The 16,617-nt window shown below is 59.1% G+C and carries 19 protein-coding genes; 6 read left to right on the forward strand and 13 right to left on the reverse strand.

The annotated features are described in order from the left end of the window. Nucleotides 1–33: 33 nt before the first annotated feature. The 3 genes from G6K99_RS18675 to G6K99_RS18685 all read right to left on the reverse strand — a co-directional run bounded on the left by G6K99_RS18675 (nucleotide 34) and on the right by G6K99_RS18685 (nucleotide 3,944). Complete coding sequence (locus tag G6K99_RS18675) at nucleotides 34–1,023, reverse strand: tripartite tricarboxylate transporter substrate binding protein (protein ID WP_174197451.1); 990 nt, start codon at nucleotides 1,021–1,023, stop codon at nucleotides 34–36. Between the two features lie 623 nt (nucleotides 1,024–1,646). Further along, nucleotides 1,647–2,624 (reverse strand): amidohydrolase, encoded by a 978-nt coding sequence (locus G6K99_RS18680; RefSeq protein WP_174197452.1) that lies wholly within the window; start codon nucleotides 2,622–2,624, stop codon nucleotides 1,647–1,649. Next, nucleotides 2,625–3,944, reverse strand: a complete 1,320-nt coding sequence (locus G6K99_RS18685; RefSeq protein WP_062458697.1) for an MFS transporter — start codon at nucleotides 3,942–3,944, stop codon at nucleotides 2,625–2,627. A 135-nt stretch (nucleotides 3,945–4,079) separates the two neighbouring features. Between G6K99_RS18685 and G6K99_RS18690 the strand changes: the two genes are divergently transcribed. After that, nucleotides 4,080–5,126: a LysR family transcriptional regulator gene (locus G6K99_RS18690; protein ID WP_244631528.1), complete on the forward strand. Its 1,047-nt coding sequence runs from the start codon at nucleotides 4,080–4,082 to the stop codon at nucleotides 5,124–5,126. Between the two features lie 41 nt (nucleotides 5,127–5,167). Here G6K99_RS18690 and otnI read toward each other — a convergent pair whose 3' ends face one another. Then, nucleotides 5,168–5,935: a 2-oxo-tetronate isomerase gene (gene otnI, locus G6K99_RS18695; RefSeq protein WP_174197453.1), complete on the reverse strand. Its 768-nt coding sequence runs from the start codon at nucleotides 5,933–5,935 to the stop codon at nucleotides 5,168–5,170. Between the two features lie 4 nt (nucleotides 5,936–5,939). Continuing rightward, the gene (ltnD, locus tag G6K99_RS18700) at nucleotides 5,940–6,854 is read right to left on the reverse strand and encodes an L-threonate dehydrogenase (RefSeq protein WP_092664625.1); all 915 of its coding nucleotides are present in this window, start codon (nucleotides 6,852–6,854) and stop codon (nucleotides 5,940–5,942) included. 123 nt (nucleotides 6,855–6,977) lie between these two features. Between ltnD and G6K99_RS18705 the strand changes: the two genes are divergently transcribed. The 3 genes from G6K99_RS18705 to otnC are packed head-to-tail and all read left to right on the forward strand — an operon-like array spanning nucleotide 6,978 to nucleotide 9,961. Continuing rightward, nucleotides 6,978–8,021 (forward strand): LacI family DNA-binding transcriptional regulator, encoded by a 1,044-nt coding sequence (locus G6K99_RS18705; RefSeq protein WP_244631529.1) that lies wholly within the window; start codon nucleotides 6,978–6,980, stop codon nucleotides 8,019–8,021. Between the two features lie 33 nt (nucleotides 8,022–8,054). Then, entirely contained in the window at nucleotides 8,055–9,317 is a 1,263-nt protein-coding gene (gene otnK / locus G6K99_RS18710) for a 3-oxo-tetronate kinase (protein ID WP_174197455.1), read from the forward strand. Then, complete coding sequence (gene otnC, locus G6K99_RS18715; protein WP_062458713.1) at nucleotides 9,314–9,961, forward strand: 3-oxo-tetronate 4-phosphate decarboxylase; 648 nt, start codon at nucleotides 9,314–9,316, stop codon at nucleotides 9,959–9,961. Before otnK ends, otnC begins: the two co-directional genes overlap by 4 nt. Before the next feature lie 32 nt (nucleotides 9,962–9,993). On the opposite strand, the gene G6K99_RS18720 is transcribed toward otnC, so the two are convergent. The 3 genes from G6K99_RS18720 to G6K99_RS18730 form a co-directional block, all read right to left on the reverse strand. Continuing rightward, complete coding sequence (locus G6K99_RS18720) at nucleotides 9,994–10,203, reverse strand: hypothetical protein (protein ID WP_062458716.1); 210 nt, start codon at nucleotides 10,201–10,203, stop codon at nucleotides 9,994–9,996. A gap of 145 nt (nucleotides 10,204–10,348) precedes the next feature. Further along, on the reverse strand, nucleotides 10,349–11,230 hold the full coding sequence (locus G6K99_RS18725; protein WP_174197884.1) for an MBL fold metallo-hydrolase: 882 nt from the start codon (nucleotides 11,228–11,230) through the stop codon (nucleotides 10,349–10,351). 46 nt (nucleotides 11,231–11,276) lie between these two features. Beyond that, nucleotides 11,277–11,477, reverse strand: coding sequence for a hypothetical protein (locus G6K99_RS18730; RefSeq protein ID WP_062576573.1), 201 nt, complete (start codon nucleotides 11,475–11,477; stop codon nucleotides 11,277–11,279). 276 nt (nucleotides 11,478–11,753) lie between these two features. On the opposite strand from G6K99_RS18730, the gene G6K99_RS18735 reads away from it, so the two are divergent. Together G6K99_RS18735 and G6K99_RS18740 are read left to right on the forward strand one after the other, a co-directional pair. Then, a complete protein-coding gene (locus tag G6K99_RS18735; protein WP_062458725.1) occupies nucleotides 11,754–12,089 on the forward strand; it encodes a hypothetical protein in 336 nt (111 codons plus the stop codon). Between the two features lie 199 nt (nucleotides 12,090–12,288). Continuing rightward, complete coding sequence (locus G6K99_RS18740; RefSeq protein WP_062576571.1) at nucleotides 12,289–12,693, forward strand: host attachment protein; 405 nt, start codon at nucleotides 12,289–12,291, stop codon at nucleotides 12,691–12,693. 134 nt (nucleotides 12,694–12,827) lie between these two features. Here the strand turns inward: G6K99_RS18740 and G6K99_RS18745 are convergent, their stop codons facing one another. The 5 genes from G6K99_RS18745 to G6K99_RS18765 all read right to left on the reverse strand — a co-directional run bounded on the left by G6K99_RS18745 (nucleotide 12,828) and on the right by G6K99_RS18765 (nucleotide 16,589). Then, nucleotides 12,828–13,235: a response regulator gene (locus tag G6K99_RS18745; RefSeq protein WP_174197456.1), complete on the reverse strand. Its 408-nt coding sequence runs from the start codon at nucleotides 13,233–13,235 to the stop codon at nucleotides 12,828–12,830. Nucleotides 13,236–13,246: 11 nt separating this feature from the next. Next, nucleotides 13,247–14,347, reverse strand: a complete 1,101-nt coding sequence (locus G6K99_RS18750; protein ID WP_371816239.1) for a PAS domain-containing protein — start codon at nucleotides 14,345–14,347, stop codon at nucleotides 13,247–13,249. Between the two features lie 188 nt (nucleotides 14,348–14,535). Beyond that, nucleotides 14,536–15,072: a hypothetical protein gene (locus tag G6K99_RS18755; RefSeq protein ID WP_174197458.1), complete on the reverse strand. Its 537-nt coding sequence runs from the start codon at nucleotides 15,070–15,072 to the stop codon at nucleotides 14,536–14,538. A 78-nt stretch (nucleotides 15,073–15,150) separates the two neighbouring features. Further along, nucleotides 15,151–15,912: an amino acid ABC transporter ATP-binding protein gene (locus G6K99_RS18760; protein ID WP_062458743.1), complete on the reverse strand. Its 762-nt coding sequence runs from the start codon at nucleotides 15,910–15,912 to the stop codon at nucleotides 15,151–15,153. Further along, nucleotides 15,909–16,589 (reverse strand): ABC transporter permease subunit, encoded by a 681-nt coding sequence (locus G6K99_RS18765; protein ID WP_174197459.1) that lies wholly within the window; start codon nucleotides 16,587–16,589, stop codon nucleotides 15,909–15,911. The genes G6K99_RS18760 and G6K99_RS18765 overlap by 4 nt, the downstream gene beginning before the upstream one ends. Nucleotides 16,590–16,617: the final 28 nt, after the last annotated feature.

Here is a 16,617-nt window from a genome sequence, read left to right on the forward strand (position 1 = left end):
TGCCGGACCTAAAATCGCATTGGCGTCAGGATTTTACTTAACCAGCCAACCTTCGGCTTCGAAGACGCCGACGGCATTCTTCTCGCTGGTAACAATGAAGTCCTGCAGCTTCTGGCCGGACATGAAATCGCCGGTCTGCGAGGTCTTGCGGACATAGTCGGCCCATTCCGGGGTCTCGCTGACCTTTTTCAGAACGTCGCTGTAGTAGGCGACCGCATCATCAGGCGTTCCTGCCGCGATCCAGACCGTGCGGGGCATCTTGTAGGACGGAATGTTGACGCCGCTCGAGGCGCAGGTCGGGATGTCGCCCCAGCCCTTGCCGTCATGGACCGGATCGCTCTTGGCCATCGGCTTGTCGGAGAAGACGCAAAGCGGCTTGATCGCACCCGCCTGCCACTGGCCGACATTTTCGTTGGGATTGTTGACGTTGGCAGCGACATGGCCGCCGGCCAGCTGAACGCCGACTTCGCCACCGCCGTTAAAGGGCAGATACTTGAAATTGGTGCCTGTCGTCTGCTCGATCAGAGCGACCAGGGTTTCATCCGTGTCCTTCGACTGGCTGCCTGCAAAGGAAAGCTTGTTCGGCGCAGCTTTCGCGGCTTCGATGAGATCCGTCGGCGTCGCGTATTCGGAATCGCCCTTCACCCAGATCAGAAATTCGTCGAATGCGAGCGCTGCGACGGGACGTAGGTCCTCCATCGAATAGGCGAGCTTTGCGACATGCGGCAGGAGATAGGCGTTGTTGGTTCCGAAGTAGAGCTTGTTCGGATCGCCTTCATTCTTGCGAGCGTAGAGGAACGCTTCCGCACCGCTGCCTCCGCCCTTGTTGAGGACCACCATCGATTTTTCCATCAGCTTGTGCTTGGCGATGATCGACTGGATGGTACGGGCAAAGTTGTCGGTACCGCCGCCCGGGCCGGATGCGACGACAAACTCGACGGGGCGTGTCGGTTCGAAGGCAAGCGCCTGTCCCGTCAGCACGACCGCGGCCGCAAATGTCAATCCTACGGATAGCTTCTTCATCTTATTCCTCCTTTAGATGAAATGGCTGCAGGTTTGCCTACAGCCGATCGGTCCTCGTGTTCACGAAGCGGCAGCGAACTGCGTCCTCGGCGCACCTCGTGATATCGACCCGGCAATGAGCGGCCAGGCAGACGCCGGCTGCGATCTCGTGATGTCGAGCAGTTCTTTGAATTCGAATGAGAAAGAAACGAGCGCGCTGAAGCCACTCTGATCGTGGCGGCTGGGCCTCGCCGAGACGGCCTTTGCGGGCGCAAGTCCGACTGATTTTGGGCTTCGTCCTGACGCCATAATCTCCTCCATCCGAGGAAAATCATAGGCCATCTATTAGCACACATCAAGTCTTCAGAATTTTGTATACAAAATTTTGCGGACAGCGGAGCGCAGGCGGCGATACGATCGATCAGCGCGATCTAATCGATTTGCTCTTGCGTTACGCGATAGACCGACTGTTCAAACTCGCGTTTGCGAACGCGAGTTTGAACGGATCGCGAGATTTTTTTTAGAGAACTTAGGCTGATCGGCACCGGGAACCGTCATGCGGATAGCACAACAGCAACCTTAGATTCAGGTCCCGATCGGCGATTCGCGATCGCAGCCAGGTCTATTCAGCCTTCGACTGCGTCCTACCCAAAGGCAGCCGTCCGGGCCACCTCAGGCGCGGTGCCGGTCATGCCGGCTTCGTTCGCCATCGGCAGCCGGTAGTATTTGCGTGCAGTCCCCGCAAAGAGCTTTGCCTGATCTCTCAGGGAATAGCGTGCCGCCACGTGCTTGAATCCCGAATAGATCGTGTCAAATGAACCGCATAGACTATCGACCGGGAAATTGCTGGCAAACATCGTCCGCTCGGCTGAGAACATAGCAATGGTTTCGGTGATGATGGCGCTGTTGTCCGCGATTGACCAGGGCCGCCCTTTCTGGCCGATCCCAGAAATCTTGACGCAGACATTGGGCATATCCGCAAACTTGCCCATCGCCGCGTGCCATCCCTTCATCCCTTCGCTGGATCGATCCGATGGCAGACCCGTGTGGTTGAGGATGATGGTCGTGGAAGGAAAATCCCGTGCCAGCAGCATGGCCTCGTCGAGATGCCACCAGTTCGTCTGGAGATCGAAGCTCAGTCCATGCGTCTCGAGAAGGGCGTAGCCTTTGCGCCAGGTCTCGTCGGTCATGAGAGTTCGGTGATCGGCAGCAACAGCGGCGCTTTCGGCGCCGCCCGGCTTGTGACGCACGCTGCGCACGAGTTTGAACTTTGCCTGCTCGGCGAGCACGTCGCCGACATCGGCTCTGTTGAGCCATGCCTGAGCCACGATTGCGTTGGGGAGCCCGAATTCATCCGCGACCTTGGTTGCGTATCGGCTTTCGCCAATGGGATCTGTCGGATCCCACTCGGTCTCGACATACACTGTCTGCACGACGTTGTGACCTTGCGCGTCCTTCAGGTAGTCTGGCGGAAGATAGCGCCGCTTGATCGAGCTGTAATCGCCATACCGGAAAGGAATGTTTGCCTCCGGCTTCAGCCAGGGGTGGTCGTTGGCGACGGGGTCCCAGAAATGCTGATGCGCATCGACGATAGGGCCGTCCCAAAGAGGAAAGTCGTCCAATTAGCTGCCCTTCCGTTCACGAGTACCTTCGTTGAAGTCGATGGTGAGAGTGGCGATGACATAGACGACGGCGCAGCCCGCAAAGAAGCCGAGCACGGTGCCATAGGAGCCACCGGTCCATTGAAGGATGAAGCCTGTCAGGATCGGGACGATGATGCCGCTGACACTGCCGGCAAAATTCATTGTGCCGCCGATGACGCCGACCCGGCTCTTAGGCGCGAGGATGGAGGGAAGGCTCCAGTAAAGGCTGCCGAAGTAGAGCAGGAATAGTGTGGCGGAGAGAAGCGCGACCGCGGCAACCGGGCTGCTCACATGCGGCAGAGCGATGAATGTGGCGGCGACGCCGAGGCCAGTGATGCCCAGAAGAAGCTTGTAGACGACGGATCGTTTAAACCCTGCGGCCACCATCTTGTCGGCGACAAAGCCGCTCGCGAGCGAACCCAGCATGCCGGCGAGGAAGATGACGAAAGTCGCTCCGCCCATTTCCTTCAGGTTGAAGTTGCGCGCCTGCGCAAGATAGCTCGGGCCCCAGGTCAGCAGACCGAAATTGATCATCGCCCATCCGGCGCGACCTGCCACGAGGCTGACGATCGACCGGCGAAGGATTTCGGTCGGTTCGCTTTCCGTAGCCTCGGACTTCGGTTGCCCCACTTCGTTGATGATATCCATTTCCGTAGCGTTGATGCCCGGATGCGTGGACGGATTGTCACGGAGGTAACGCCATGCGAGCCAGCCCAAAAGAATGGTCACGAGCCCGGCGACGATGAAGGCAAGCCGCCAGCTTCCGAGCGTAAGGATGAGCCAGCTGATCAGGACGCCGCCGATGGCAGCCCCGAGCGGGGCACCGCTATCCATGAAAACGGCACCGCGTGCCCGTTCCCGTTTCGAAAGCCAGATCGAATTGAGTTTTGCTCCGGCCGGGAAGAGAGGCGCTTCCGCCGCGCCGAGACCGATGCGCGTCAACAGAAGCGAGATGCCGCCGGTCGTGAAGCCCGCAATGGTCTGGAAGATACCCCAACCGAGTGTGGACACCGTGATGACCGAGCGTGCGCCAAAGCGGTCGATCAGCATGCCTCCGGGGATCTGCATCAATGCATAGCTCCAGAAGAAGGAGCTCAGGATAAGACCCTGCATGGCGGGGCCGAGCGAGAATTCGGCGGCAATGCTGGGCATGGCGATCGACAGAGCCGTACGGTCGACCATGTTGATGACAACGAGCAGGAAAACGACGACGAAGATGTACCATCGTACATTCGTTGCCGCTTTACCCTTTAGCTCCACGCGGCCAGCGGCAACGGGTTGCTGTTCAATTTCGGACATAGATACAAATCCTCCCTGACTTGTCGGCGCAGGCCTCATCAGGCTTGCATCCACCCGGTTGTCACCGACCTCCTTGATCGGCGTTCCTCTCCACCGTGCATCCCGGGAATATAGTTGACTGGCTATGCCGAAATAATGAAATATACAGATCATGTGATCGGCTTTTCCGATCACCGCATCCGCCGGCTGAAACGGATTGCGCCAATGACATCAGAGCGTTTCGACCGCGGGCTGTCGCTCCTGCGCCATCTGAAAAGCACGCAACTCCTGCTTCTCGTCGAGCTTGGAAAGGTCGCGAGCCTGCGAAAAGCCGCGTCGGCTCTCAACATGACGCAGCCGACGGCGACGAAACTGATTCAGGATCTGGAAGCGGCCGTCGGCCATCCGCTGTTCGAGCGCAGTTCCAGGGGCATGCGCGCAACGCCCTATGGCGAGGTGATGATCAGACATGCGCGGCTCATGCAGATGGAAATCGTCCGGACGAGGGAGGATCTCGATTCGCTGTCGTCGGGCGCATCCGGCACGTTGCGGATCGGGGCTGTCATCAGCGCCGTTCCGTTTCTGCTGGCAAAGGCTGTCGCTGCGCTCAAGCGCGAGCATCCCGGCCTGCAGGTCTCGATCGATGCTGGGACAAGCGATGCGCTCGTTGGCTCCCTGTTGAACGGTCACCTCGATGTGCTGCTGGCACGACCGATCGTGCTCGGCGATCGCAACGACTTCGATTACGTCGATCTCATCGACGAACCGCTGAAAGTCGTCGGCCGGCGGGACCATCCGCTCGCGAGCAGGTCGTCCGTCACGGTGCGCGAGCTCGGCGAATGGCCCTGGACGCTTCTGCCGGCCGGAAGCCCGATGCGAAAGGTTCTGGCGCCCGTCTTTGCCGAAATGCGACTGTCCGGTCCCCAAAACATCGTCGAAACTTCGTCAATGATGACGATGGTGGCGCTGATGCACGAGAGCGACATGCTGGCCGTGATGCCCGGCGACGTATCGGACTTCTACATCCGCCATAACCTGCTGGTCGAGATCCCGGTCACGCTGCCTGCGGTGATGGGATCATACGGGATCGTCACGCGTCGAGATCGCCCGATGACGCCCGGCGTCGAGGCGTTCTTGACGCAACTCCAGACGGCGCTGCAAGAACAGCGACGGATCAGGGCGGAACTGACGAGCGAAGGATGATGCAAGCCGGATGCATACTTCGGTAAAGGGGTGAGCCGGGTTCAGATCGAACTCATCCAGCCCAGTCCGTCCTCGGTTACTCCCGCAGGCCGGTATTCGCAGCCGACATAACCCTGATAGCCGAGGGCGTCGATCTCTTCGAAGATCATGCGGTCGTTGAGTTCGCCTGTCATGGGTTCATGCCGGGTAGGAACCGCCGCAATCTGGACATGCCCGATGCGCGGCGCCATCTGCCTCAAGGCTGTGATGACATCTCCATGCATGATCTGGCGGTGATAGATGTCGAACTGCAGACTGACATTGAGGCGATCGAGATCGGCGACGAGATCGAATGCGCGATTGAAGTCGTTGAGAAAATAACCCGGCATATCGCGTTTGTTGATCGGCTCGATGACGAGACCGATACCGGCTTCGGCCGTTGCATCGGCCGCCTTTTTCAGATTGTCCACATAGCAGGATGCAGCGGTGGGATCATCGGCTGGCGCGATGCCGGCCATCATGTGAAGAAGCGGCGTTCCGATCGCCTTGCCATAGGCAATTGCCTTGACCAGCGACGACTCGAACTCCTCGCGCCGGTCGGAAAGGCTCGCAAGACCCCGATCGCCGCCTGTCCAATTCCCGGGTGGCATGTTGAACAGGGCCTGGTTTAGCCCGGCATCACGAAGCTTCTCGGCGACGACCTCGGCTGGATAGTCGTAAGGGAAGAGATACTCGACGGCGCTAAAGCCAGCCGTGGCCGCAGCCGCGAACCGCTCCAGGAACGGTCGCTCGTTGAACATCATCGACAGGTTTGCGGCAAACTTCGGCATGGGCCTATTCTTTCTCTGGCATGCCGGGCAGGTGAAGCCCGGTGATCTGGGCGAGCAGCCGCGCGACCGAACTGTCGTCATCGCGACCCATCCCGGCGGCCTCGGTCATGATGAAGAGTTGCAATGCGGCCGCGGTGATCGGAAGCGGAAACTTCTGCTGGCGGCCTATGTCGGAGACAATGCCGAGATCCTTGGTGAAGATCGAAACAGCACTGTGAGGGCTGTAATCGCCATCGAGCACATGCGGTATGCGGTTTTCGAACATCCAGCTATTGCCAGCCGATTTGGTGATGACGTCAAAGACCCTGGCAATGTCGAGATCGAGGCTTTTCGCGAATGTGATCGCTTCGCAGGCGGCCGCTATATGGACACCTGCCAGCAACTGATTGACGATCTTGAAGGAGGAGCCGACACCCGGCTGGTCGCCAAGCTCGTAGACGGTGGCGGCCATCGCATCGAGCGCCGGCCGCGCCGCCTTGAATGCTTCAGGTGAGCCCGATGCCATGAAGGTCAGTTCTCCCGAATGCGCCTTCTTCGAGCCGCCGCTGATGGGGCCGTCGAGATAAAGCAGCCCGGCTGCCTCGGTTCGCGCAGCGAAGGATTTGGCGTCGCTGGGCGACACGGTGGCACAGCAGACGATGACGCCGCCGGAATGCATCGCGCTGACGATCCCGGCCTCGCCGAAAAGGACTGTTTCCGTCTGTGCCGCATTGACGACCACGACGACCGCGATGTCAGCGCCTTCAACAGCATCGCCCGGCGAGGAGGCGGCAACGCCACCTTCATTTTCGAGGGTCGAGAGCGCGTCCCGGTTGACGTCGAAGCCGCGAACCTTGTGACCGGCGCTCAGCACAGAGCGTGCCATGCCTAGTCCCATTGAGCCGAGGCCAATGATGGCGATAGTGGTTGGGCTGGACATGAGCGGCACCTCCATGAAGCGCTGTGTAGTCAGAATCTCAGCGCTAACATGTTTTCAACCACATCCTCTTGCCCTGTTCAAGCGACATATGTTAGCGCTGAGATAAATGGAGGAGAGAACGACTTGGACGGGGAGGGGAGGTCGATTGCAGACGATAGCGTGCCCTCGGCCGCTGAGACGCCGACGCTTGCGCATGTCGCTCGGCTGGCAAAAGTTAGCGAGAACACCGTCTCGCGCGTGATCCGCAACAAGGGGCCGATCGCACCGGAGACAAGACTCCGCGTCAGTGCGGCAATCGACGCACTCGGCTATGTCCCTAACAGGGCTGCCGGTTCGCTTGCGTCCTCGTCTTCGCCGATCATCGGCGTCATCTTGCCGTCGTTGTCGAACATCGTATTTCCCGAAGTGCTCAGGGGTATCAATGCCGGGCTGATCGGCACGTCCTATCGCCCGATGATCGGTGTGACCGATTACAGTCTCGAGACCGAGCAGGATATTATTTCGTCGCTTCTGGCCTGGCATCCGGCGGCGATCATCACCACAGGTTTCGAGCATACCACGGCCGCAAGACGCATGCTTGAAGGCAGCCGGGTGCGGATCGCCGAACTGATGGATATCGATGACCGGCCCATCGACCTTGCGGTCGGCCTGTCGCATCGCGACGCCGGCCGCGCGATGGCACGCCATCTCGTTCAGCGCGGCTATTCGAGGATCGGCTATGTCGGCCATGACTGGGCTGCGGATCGGCGCGCGCGTTTGCGGTATGAGGGGCTTTGCGAAGGTTTGTCTGAGTCGGGCTTGTCACTGGTCTCGGAGTATCGGACAGAGGCGCCAAGTTCGACGCTCGAAGGACGTCGAGCTCTGGCGAGTCTTCTTGCCGACGGTGCCGCCATCGATGCGGCGGCGTTTTCCAACGACGACATGGCGGTGGGCGGTTTCATGCACTGCATGGCGGCCGGAATGCCGGTGCCGGACGGTCTCGCGCTGATGGGCTTCAACGGGCTCGAGATCGGACAGGTTCTGCCAAAGCCGCTGACCACGGTGCTTTCCAATCGCTTTGCCATCGGCAAGACGGCAATCGAAGCCTTGCTGGAGACGCCTCAGCGTCCGCAGGAGGCAAGGATCATCGACACGGGATTTTCAATTATAGAGGGGGCAACCGCCTGAAGGCGGAGCCCATCCTCAAGACAGGAGAATGATATGCTGCTTGGCGCAATCGCCGATGATCTGACCGGCGCAACGGACCTTGCCCTGATGCTGTCGAGGGAGGGCATGCGCACGATCCAGACGGTGGGCGTTCCGCCCGCCGATTTCGATCTGAGCGATGTCGACGCGGTCGTCGTCGCCCTGAAATCCCGTACCAATCCCGCTGAAATGGCCATCGCGATGTCGCTCGAGGCACTGCGATGGCTGAAGACGGCCGGTGCCCGCCAGATCATCTTCAAATACTGCTCGACCTTCGATTCGACGCCGAAGGGCAATATCGGGCCGGTCACCGACGCGCTCGCACGCGAGCTTGGGACGGATCTGACGATCGTCTGCCCTGCTTTCCCAGCCAACCGCCGGACAATCTACAAGGGTCATCTCTTCGTGGCAGATCAACTGCTGTCGGATAGCCCCATGCGCCATCACCCCCTGACGCCGATGACGGATTCGTCGCTGGTGCGTCTGATGGCGGCACAATCCAAACTTCAGGTCGGCCTTGTCTCACATGAGAACGTCGCAAAGGGTGCCGAGAGCGTTCGTGCGGCCTTCGAAGAGGCGCGTCGGCGTGGTGACGGCGTCGTGGTCATCGACGCGATTACCGACCAGGATCTGCGCGTGATCGGTGAGGCAGTCGCAGAGTTCCCGCTGATCACCGGCGGTTCCGGCATCGCAATCGGTCTGCCCGAGAACTTTCGGCGCGCGGGGCTTTTGCAACGAGACATCACGGCAGGACAGTTTGAACCGCCGGACGGGAGGGCCGCCATTCTTGCCGGTTCCTGTTCAGAGGCGACACGGGGCCAGATCAAGGCCGCTATCGAGGCCGGCATGTCAACGCTCAAGCTCGATCCGGTCGATATCGCACAAGGGCGTATGGACGTTGACGAAGCGATCAGATGGGCTCTGGCGCAGGAAGGCGTTCCACTGATCTACTCGAGCGCCGATCCCAAGGATGTTCTGGCGGCCCAAGACAGCCTTGGACAGGAAAAGGCTGGCGAGATCGTCGAGCAGTTCCTCGCAAAAACCGCCATCGGACTGCGCGAAAACGGGGTTCGGAGGCTGATCGTTGCCGGCGGAGAAACGTCAGGCGCCGTCGTTGGAGCACTGGCGCCGTCCGCCTTGTTTATCGGCCGCGAGATCGACCCGGGTGTGCCCTGGACACTGACGATGGGTGATGGCGCACCAATGGCGCTTGCACTCAAATCCGGCAATTTCGGCACCGCCGACTTCTTCCTCAAGGCGTGGGAGCTTTTGAAATGACGGCAGTTCTTTCCGAGGAAACAAAGCTTCGCGACGAGATCGTCACGGTTGGCAAGTCGCTTTTCGACCGGTGCTTCACGTTCGGATCGACCGGCAACATCAGTGCGCGGCTATCGAATGGCGATATGCTGATGACGCCGACAAACGCATCGCTTGGCGCGCTCGATCCGGCGCGCCTTTCGAAATTCTCGGCTGAGGGCGTGCACGTCTCCGGCGACAAACCGACCAAGGAAGCGTTTCTGCACCAGTGCATGTATTGCGAACGCAGCACGGCTTCAGCGGTCGTTCACCTTCACTCGACGAATGCCGTCGCGATCAGCCTCATCGAAGGACTAAACCCGGAGGATCTTCTTCCGCCACTGACGGCTTATTACGTCATGCGGGTGGGAAAACTGCCGATGGCTCCGTATTTCCCGCCAGGCGATGCCGCTTTGGCGGAGGCGGTGCGGGAGCGTGCTCGCGACAGTCACGCCGTCCTGCTCGCCAATCACGGGCCGGTGGTTGCCGGGAAATCGCTGCGCGAGGCGCAATACGCGACGGAGGAGCTCGAAGAAACGGCGAAACTATTCCTGATGCTGCGTGGCGAAAAAATCAGGCCACTGACGCAGGAGCAGCGTGACGATCTTATGGAGCGCCACGGCTGATCCTGCTGGGGTAGGTGACCGCGTGCTATGCTTCAGCCGCGGAAACTGCCTTCGTTCATGTCCTTGGGATCATAGTTGAGATCAAAATCCTTTTCGGATTTCTTTCCCGGCGCATCGCGGTGAACGGTCGCGTCTTCAGAGCCCGTCACGACTGTCGGCTTTGCGCTGTGAACCCCTGTCGCCTTGCGATCGGCCTGGGACGGGGCGTACTGGCCCTTTGCATCGTCTTCCGGTTTACTCATTTCAGTGCTCCTTTTCTGTCCTATCCAACAGGTAGCAAGAGCAGGAGTTCCGTGAGGCTCAGCCTGATACTCGCAAAAGGGGAACGAAGATTGTGCTCTCGCTCCCTCCGGTTCGAGCAAACACGCGTGCCGGAGGACGAACGGTTCAGATATAAGCGACACCGGCCTTCCGGGCTTCCGCTGTCGCATAAAGGTTGGACCGATGGCAGCGTTCGTAAAATGCTGCCGTCTCGCCCGGCATATCCTCTGGCAGGCTCACGAAGTCCCGCAGGCGCAAGCCGTCTTTCTGGTCGAGATCAGCGTTGGCCAACGCGGAGCCGTCAAGAGCGGCGACGCGGTCGTGTAGTCGTGAAAAGTAAGCAAGGTTCGCTTCGACAATCGACGGTGCGGAGGTCTGGCCGTGAGCTAGAACGACGTGGCGGGCATCAAGATCACGGATTGTTTTCAACGAGCAGCAAAGCGCCTTGAGATCGTGAGGATCCTTACTCCAGACCTCGGGGATCGGCCACTCGACGGCATCGACCGCAAGACAGGTTTGGATGGAAGGGATCCAGACCGCGACATGATCGGGCGTATGTCCGGGCGTGTGAAGCAATTCGAGGACCAGATCGCCGCCATCCAGGATCATGCTCTCGCCAGCGAAGCATAGATTGGGGGCAACAATCTCGACATCCCGAAATCGTGCGTCGCGCTGTTTTTCGACCAGCTTATCTCGTGCAGCGGGATCGTTCAGCCGCTCCAGCGCCTTGGCGTGCGCGATGATTGGTATGCGATCGCCAAGCCCGGAATTGCCCCAAAAGTGGTCCCAGTCCATATGGGAGTTGATGACCAGCAGAGGCCGATCGCCCATCTGGTCGTCGAGCAGTGCTAGCGCCTCCCGACACAGGGATGGGGTGCCAAGCGTATCGACGAGGAGATTGAACCGATCAGTCCGCACGAAGACGGCATCGACCTCGTCGCCAGCCCTCACGATGACAATCCGATCATCGAGGCCAGGGTAAGTCGTGAGCCGAACCGAAATATCCATCGCCAATCCCTTGCGATGCATCACTTGAAAAGGCGATGGCCCGCCGTCAGCGGAACGAGGGCAACCCATGACTAGGTTTCGGCATATCCAGCTTCGGCAAAGAATTCGCGAGAGCCGCAGCCTCGCCGGAATAAGGGAAGTCATCGCCCAGCTGGCGATCGCCTTCGTACACCTTGAAGGATGGCCCATCGACCTCGACGATCTTGTAACCGTTCACGTATTCGACCTTTGGCGTTTTCCAACCCATATCGATCTCTCTTTCTTGAAAGCTGACACGACGGTCAGCGCGATGTCATGACGGTCGATCCGTTGGCAAAGGTCTAACAGGTACACGCTCAAACGCCTAATCATGACCGAGCGGCAGCCGAGTGCTTGATCGGCGCAGGAAATCGATAAGGCCACCACGCCATGCGTATCCTGTCGTGCCACAATCGGCGCGGCTTAGCCTCAGGATCGAAGGGAACAAATCGAGGTCAAATGCATTCGAGGTCGCAGTCAATGCCGACTTTTCTTGGGGGCCCTTATGAAACGACTTTCCGTGACCGCCTTTGCCGCTCTTTGCCTCACCGCCGGAGCAACCTACGCGCAGACGAACAACGACGAGGCAGCACAGGCATGCCAGTCGACCGGCTTGCTGGCGCTGCAGGAAAAATCGTCCGCCATCACCGACCTGGTGCTCGACATGGAAACCCTGGCCGTGAGCTCCGCGGATACCAAAGTCGAGAATGTCGCGGTGAAGACCGTCGTCATGGGCGATGCCTATATCGCACGCGGCGGCGAAACCGGTAAGCCTGATCGTTTCGTCTGCCTTCTGGGCGAAAAAGGAAAAGTGCTTCTGACGTTTTTTACCGCGCAGTAGCCGACGGAGCCGCGTCGCAGCCGGTGCCGGATTTGCGACAGTTCGGCGAGGTACGGCGGGTGTCAGGGATCAGCTAACTCAGCGCTATCCACGTCATTTGCTCGGAACCGATCCGCCGCTGCGGGATTACTGTAGGCCTCGAAACATGCACCGGCTGGTTCCTCGAAGGAAGCAGGCGGTGCTGACTATGGAGACCCTTATGCAGCTACCACAGAACACGATCGTTGCCGTTGCCGATGGCGAAAAGCTCAGCCTTTTCAAAAATGAAGGTGACGCAGCAAACGTCAAGCTGAGAGCGATGCCGGCCACGGACATCGACAGCTCGAAAATCGCTTCCGGTGCACGCCATTCCAGCAGTTCCGCAAACCCGGATGACAGCCAGCAGGACGAAGACGGATTCAGCAACGGCATTGCCGACATGCTGAACAAGCATGTGCTGGATGGAAAGATCAAAAATCTTGTTGTCGTGGCGGCTCCCCGCACACTCGGCGAAATGCGCAAGAGCTACCACAAGTCGCTGTCTGACGTTCTGATTGGCGAACTCGACAAGGACCTTACGGGCCATTCGATCCAGGATATCGAAAAGGCGCTGGCTGCAGCCTGATCGCTAGACCAGCACCAGAAGTGGAGGCCCTGCAGCAGCGGGGCCCTACTTTCGAGAAGTGAAGGCCATCAGTATCCGATGTCTGCGGATTGATGGACACTGTTAGACAGGGCGGCGCCCATGCTTCTAAACAGTCAGGCGACCTCGGAGGCCAGGATGAGGCCAGGAGGGGGGCTCGGTACTTCCCCACCTTCGACCCGTAGCGCTAGATAATCCAACGCGTTCTGCAGTCCGTTCATTGTGTACGGCTTCTCGATTGCGCCGAGCGCGCCTGCAAAATCGTCCGGGATCCGCTTCAAATTTCCTGAAACAAATATGTAAGGGACGTTTTTCGAAGCAAGGAATTTTCCGACGTCGATCCCTGTCGGGCCATCAAGAAGTTGGATGTCGACGAAAGCGAAGTCAGGCGCAGACTTTTCAGCAAGTTCGTATGCGGTTGAGCTTGAAGCCGCTTGGCCGACAACATCGTGACCCGCAGCCTCGACCTCAGTTTCAAGTTCGAGCGCAAGCAGCGCCTCGTCTTCCACGATCATCACGCGCAAAATTCTGTTCCTTACTCATTGACCATCAGGGTAACGCTCACTTCTGTGCGCTTGCCATCCGTTTTCCGTTCGATTTCAGCGCCCAGCTGCCTGGCACAGGTCTCCAGCATCAGTCTGCCGAAGTCGTGTTCGCGCTGGTCAAAGACAACGGGGGTGACCGTGTCGACGACCCTTACCAAGAAGTGTCCGTTCAGGCGTCTCACTTCCAGGTGAATTTCGCCGCCGCCATCGCTCAAGCCGCGTCGAACGACATCACCGATCAGCTCGTTCAAGATAAGAGCGAGAGGTGATGCCTTGTCAGCCGGGACGATGACTTCGTGCAGGTCGGTTGTCATCACAATGTCAGATCGTCTAAGCGCACCGACCACATCGACGATCAGGTCGCCTGCGAACTCTGCAACATCGAAATGGCCGACATCATCGTCATTCAGAAGCTTACGGTGAACAGTGCTCAGCGCTTCGACGCGGCTGAGGACGGAAAACAGGGTCCTCTTTGCCACCTCGTCCTCCGCCATCCGCGCCTGGAGCTTGACGATAGAGGCGATGGTCAGGAGATTGTTTTTGACGCGGTGGTCGACTTCGTGAACGAGCGCGGTCTTTGTTGTCAGCGCGTCCGTCAGGTCCGCTGTCCGCCTTGCGACTTCCTCTTCCGCGATATGCCGAGCCGCCGCTAGTTCTGCCTCTTTGCTTTTGATGTTGGTAAAGTCCAACTGAGACGCGAAGAAGTAGATGACTTGCCCATCTTCGTTCCGAACCGGGCTGACGAACAGAGCATTCCAGAAGGTCGTGCCGTCTCGCCGGTAGTTGAGAATGTCGATCGCAAGATCCCGCTCTTGCGACACCGCTTCCCGAATTTTGGCAACAGCCGCAGGGTCAGTTTGCGGACCCTGCAAGAGGCGGCAGTTGCGCCCAACAAGTTCCTGCGAAGAGTACCCGGTTAACTTCGAGAATGCACGATTGGAAAAGATGATCGGGTTATCGACTTGGCGTGGATCGGTGATGATCATCGGCATGCGTGTTGCTTTGAAAGCTGCTGCGAACGGATCTCCCGATGCGTGGGCGGCGATAAGCCGGTCGCCTGCGTCTCGTGCGCCGCGAACATCTTTTTCCACAGCCATAAAGTCCGTCGCCCCTCGTAAGCGTTGCGAAAAATAATGCTTTAACCGCGGACAGGTTCCGACATCCTGTTAAAATTGACGGTCGTCAGCAATCCGCTCCATTCTCTGGGAAAAACCTGAAAATTCCGTGTTTCGAGATGTTGCGGAGATTAGGCACTGTGCAGTCGCGGGATCACCAAAGGTTATTGGCGCTCACGTCTCGTCTCAAGACCGGCATAACGTAAGGCGATAAAGGCCATCAGGCATGCGACCGAGAACATGTTGAGCCTGAGCAGGATGGCAAGGTCAGGATCGCTCCACACCCGCAATGGAGGACCGAGAAGATACTGCGAGAATAGAAACACAGCGAAGACAAAGGCCGCCATGCCGCGCTGCCACCACTTCTCCTGGGCAAAAAAGGACAGTGAGGCCAGCATGAAGCAGGCACCGAAAAAAAGTGCCGTCCCCGAACCATGCCCGAACAGTTTTGTCTCGAACAACGTGTCGAGCGTGCCGACGATTGGCAACGCCAACCGCGCCATGAAGGGTGACTGGCGAGCAATGAAAGGGATCGCGAGAAACAGGGGGGCGGCAAGCAATGTAGCGCATGACGCAGCCACGCCATTGCCGACGAGATACCAGACATAGACGGGATAGAATGGCTTGTTGAATACGATCACCCAGGCGATCGTGACCGTCGCCTGGGTGAGGGGATCGAGTGGCGGTTGTGTCGGTGTCATCGCTCGGGAGCCCCTGTCTTTGAATATGCAAACAACGGCCGCACGCGGTTTTAGCAGTGGCGTGCAGCACCGGAATGGCTACGCCGAGAAGGTCTGCGCGGCGTTGATCGACGACACGAACTGACGTGTGCGTTCGTGGACAGGGTTGCGAAAGACCTGTTCGGCGCTGCCGATCTCGACGACCTGCCCCGCCTCGAGAAAGACAACGAGATTGGCAACCTGCGAGGCAAGTCGCAGATCGTGCGTCGCCATCACCATGGTCGTGCCCTCTTTGGCAAGGGTGCCGAGCACGTCGACGACCTCGGCGGAAAGCTCCGGGTCAAGCGCCGAAGTCGGTTCGTCGCACAAAAGAACTTTCGGCGAGGGCGCGAGCGCCCGTGCAATTGCCACACGCTGCTGCTGGCCGCCTGAGAGATTGGCGGGCCAGGCATCGGCCTTGTGTTCCATGCCGACTTTCGTCAGCAATTCCATGGCGCGCGCCCTGGCTTTTTCGCGGGACCATTTCTGGACGACAAGCAGCCCTTCCATGACGTTTTCGATGGCCGTGCGATGTGGGAAAAGCTGGAAGTTCTGAAACACCATTCCCGTCTGGCTGCGCACTTTCTGAATGGATTGCCACGGCGCCTTGCGGCCGGGTGCAAAGTCGACGCTCTCAGCGCCTATGCGCACGCTTCCGGCAGTCGGTTGCTCTAGGAGGTTGATGCAGCGGAGCAAGGTACTCTTGCCGCCGCCCGACGGTCCGACCAGAGCCGAAACGCTGCCCTCCGGAAAGCTGAGAGAGATATCCTTCAGAATGACGGCGTCGCCGAAACGCTTTTCGATATGCGACAGTTCGATCATCGGTTGGCCTCCAGCATGCCGCCGTATCGGGCAAAGCGAAATTCGAGTCGGGACTGCAGGTGAGACAGGATGGAGCTCAGAGCGAGATAGATGATGGCGGCCTCGATATAGAGAATGAGCGGCTCATACGTCGTGGCAACGATACGCTGCGCGGACTGGAAAAGTTCGGGCACGGTGATTGCCGCGGCAAGCGAGGTATCCTTGACCAGCGATATGAACGTGTTTGACAGAGGCGGCACGGATACCCGGCTTGCCTGCGGCAGGATCGTGCGCCGCATCGCCTGGCGCCAGTTCATGCCGGTGGAATAGGCGGCTTCCCACTGACCCTTGGGGACGGAGGAGATGGCTGCACGGATGATCTCCGACGTGTAGGCACCGACATTGAGCGTGAAGCCGATCAGGGCCGCCGTAAAGGCATCAAGCAGAATTCCCACACTCGGCAGGCCGTAGAAGATCACGAAGAGCTGCACAAGGAGTGGCGTACCGCGAATGATCCATACATAGAAGCGAGCGATTGCTGAAACCGGCCACGGCCCGAACAACCGTGCGACCGCGGTGGCAAGCCCCAGCGATAGGCCCAGCACAAAGGAAAGGAGTGTCAGCGGGATCGTAAATTTCACGCCGGCCCACAGAAGTGTCGGCAACGAATCGACCATCAATTGAAGCCAGTGCGGCACGGCGAACCTCAAAACATATGACGCCCGG

The organism is Neorhizobium sp. AL 9.2.2, assembly GCF_013317225.1.
Classification (GTDB): Bacteria; Pseudomonadota; Alphaproteobacteria; order Rhizobiales; family Rhizobiaceae; genus Neorhizobium; species Neorhizobium soli.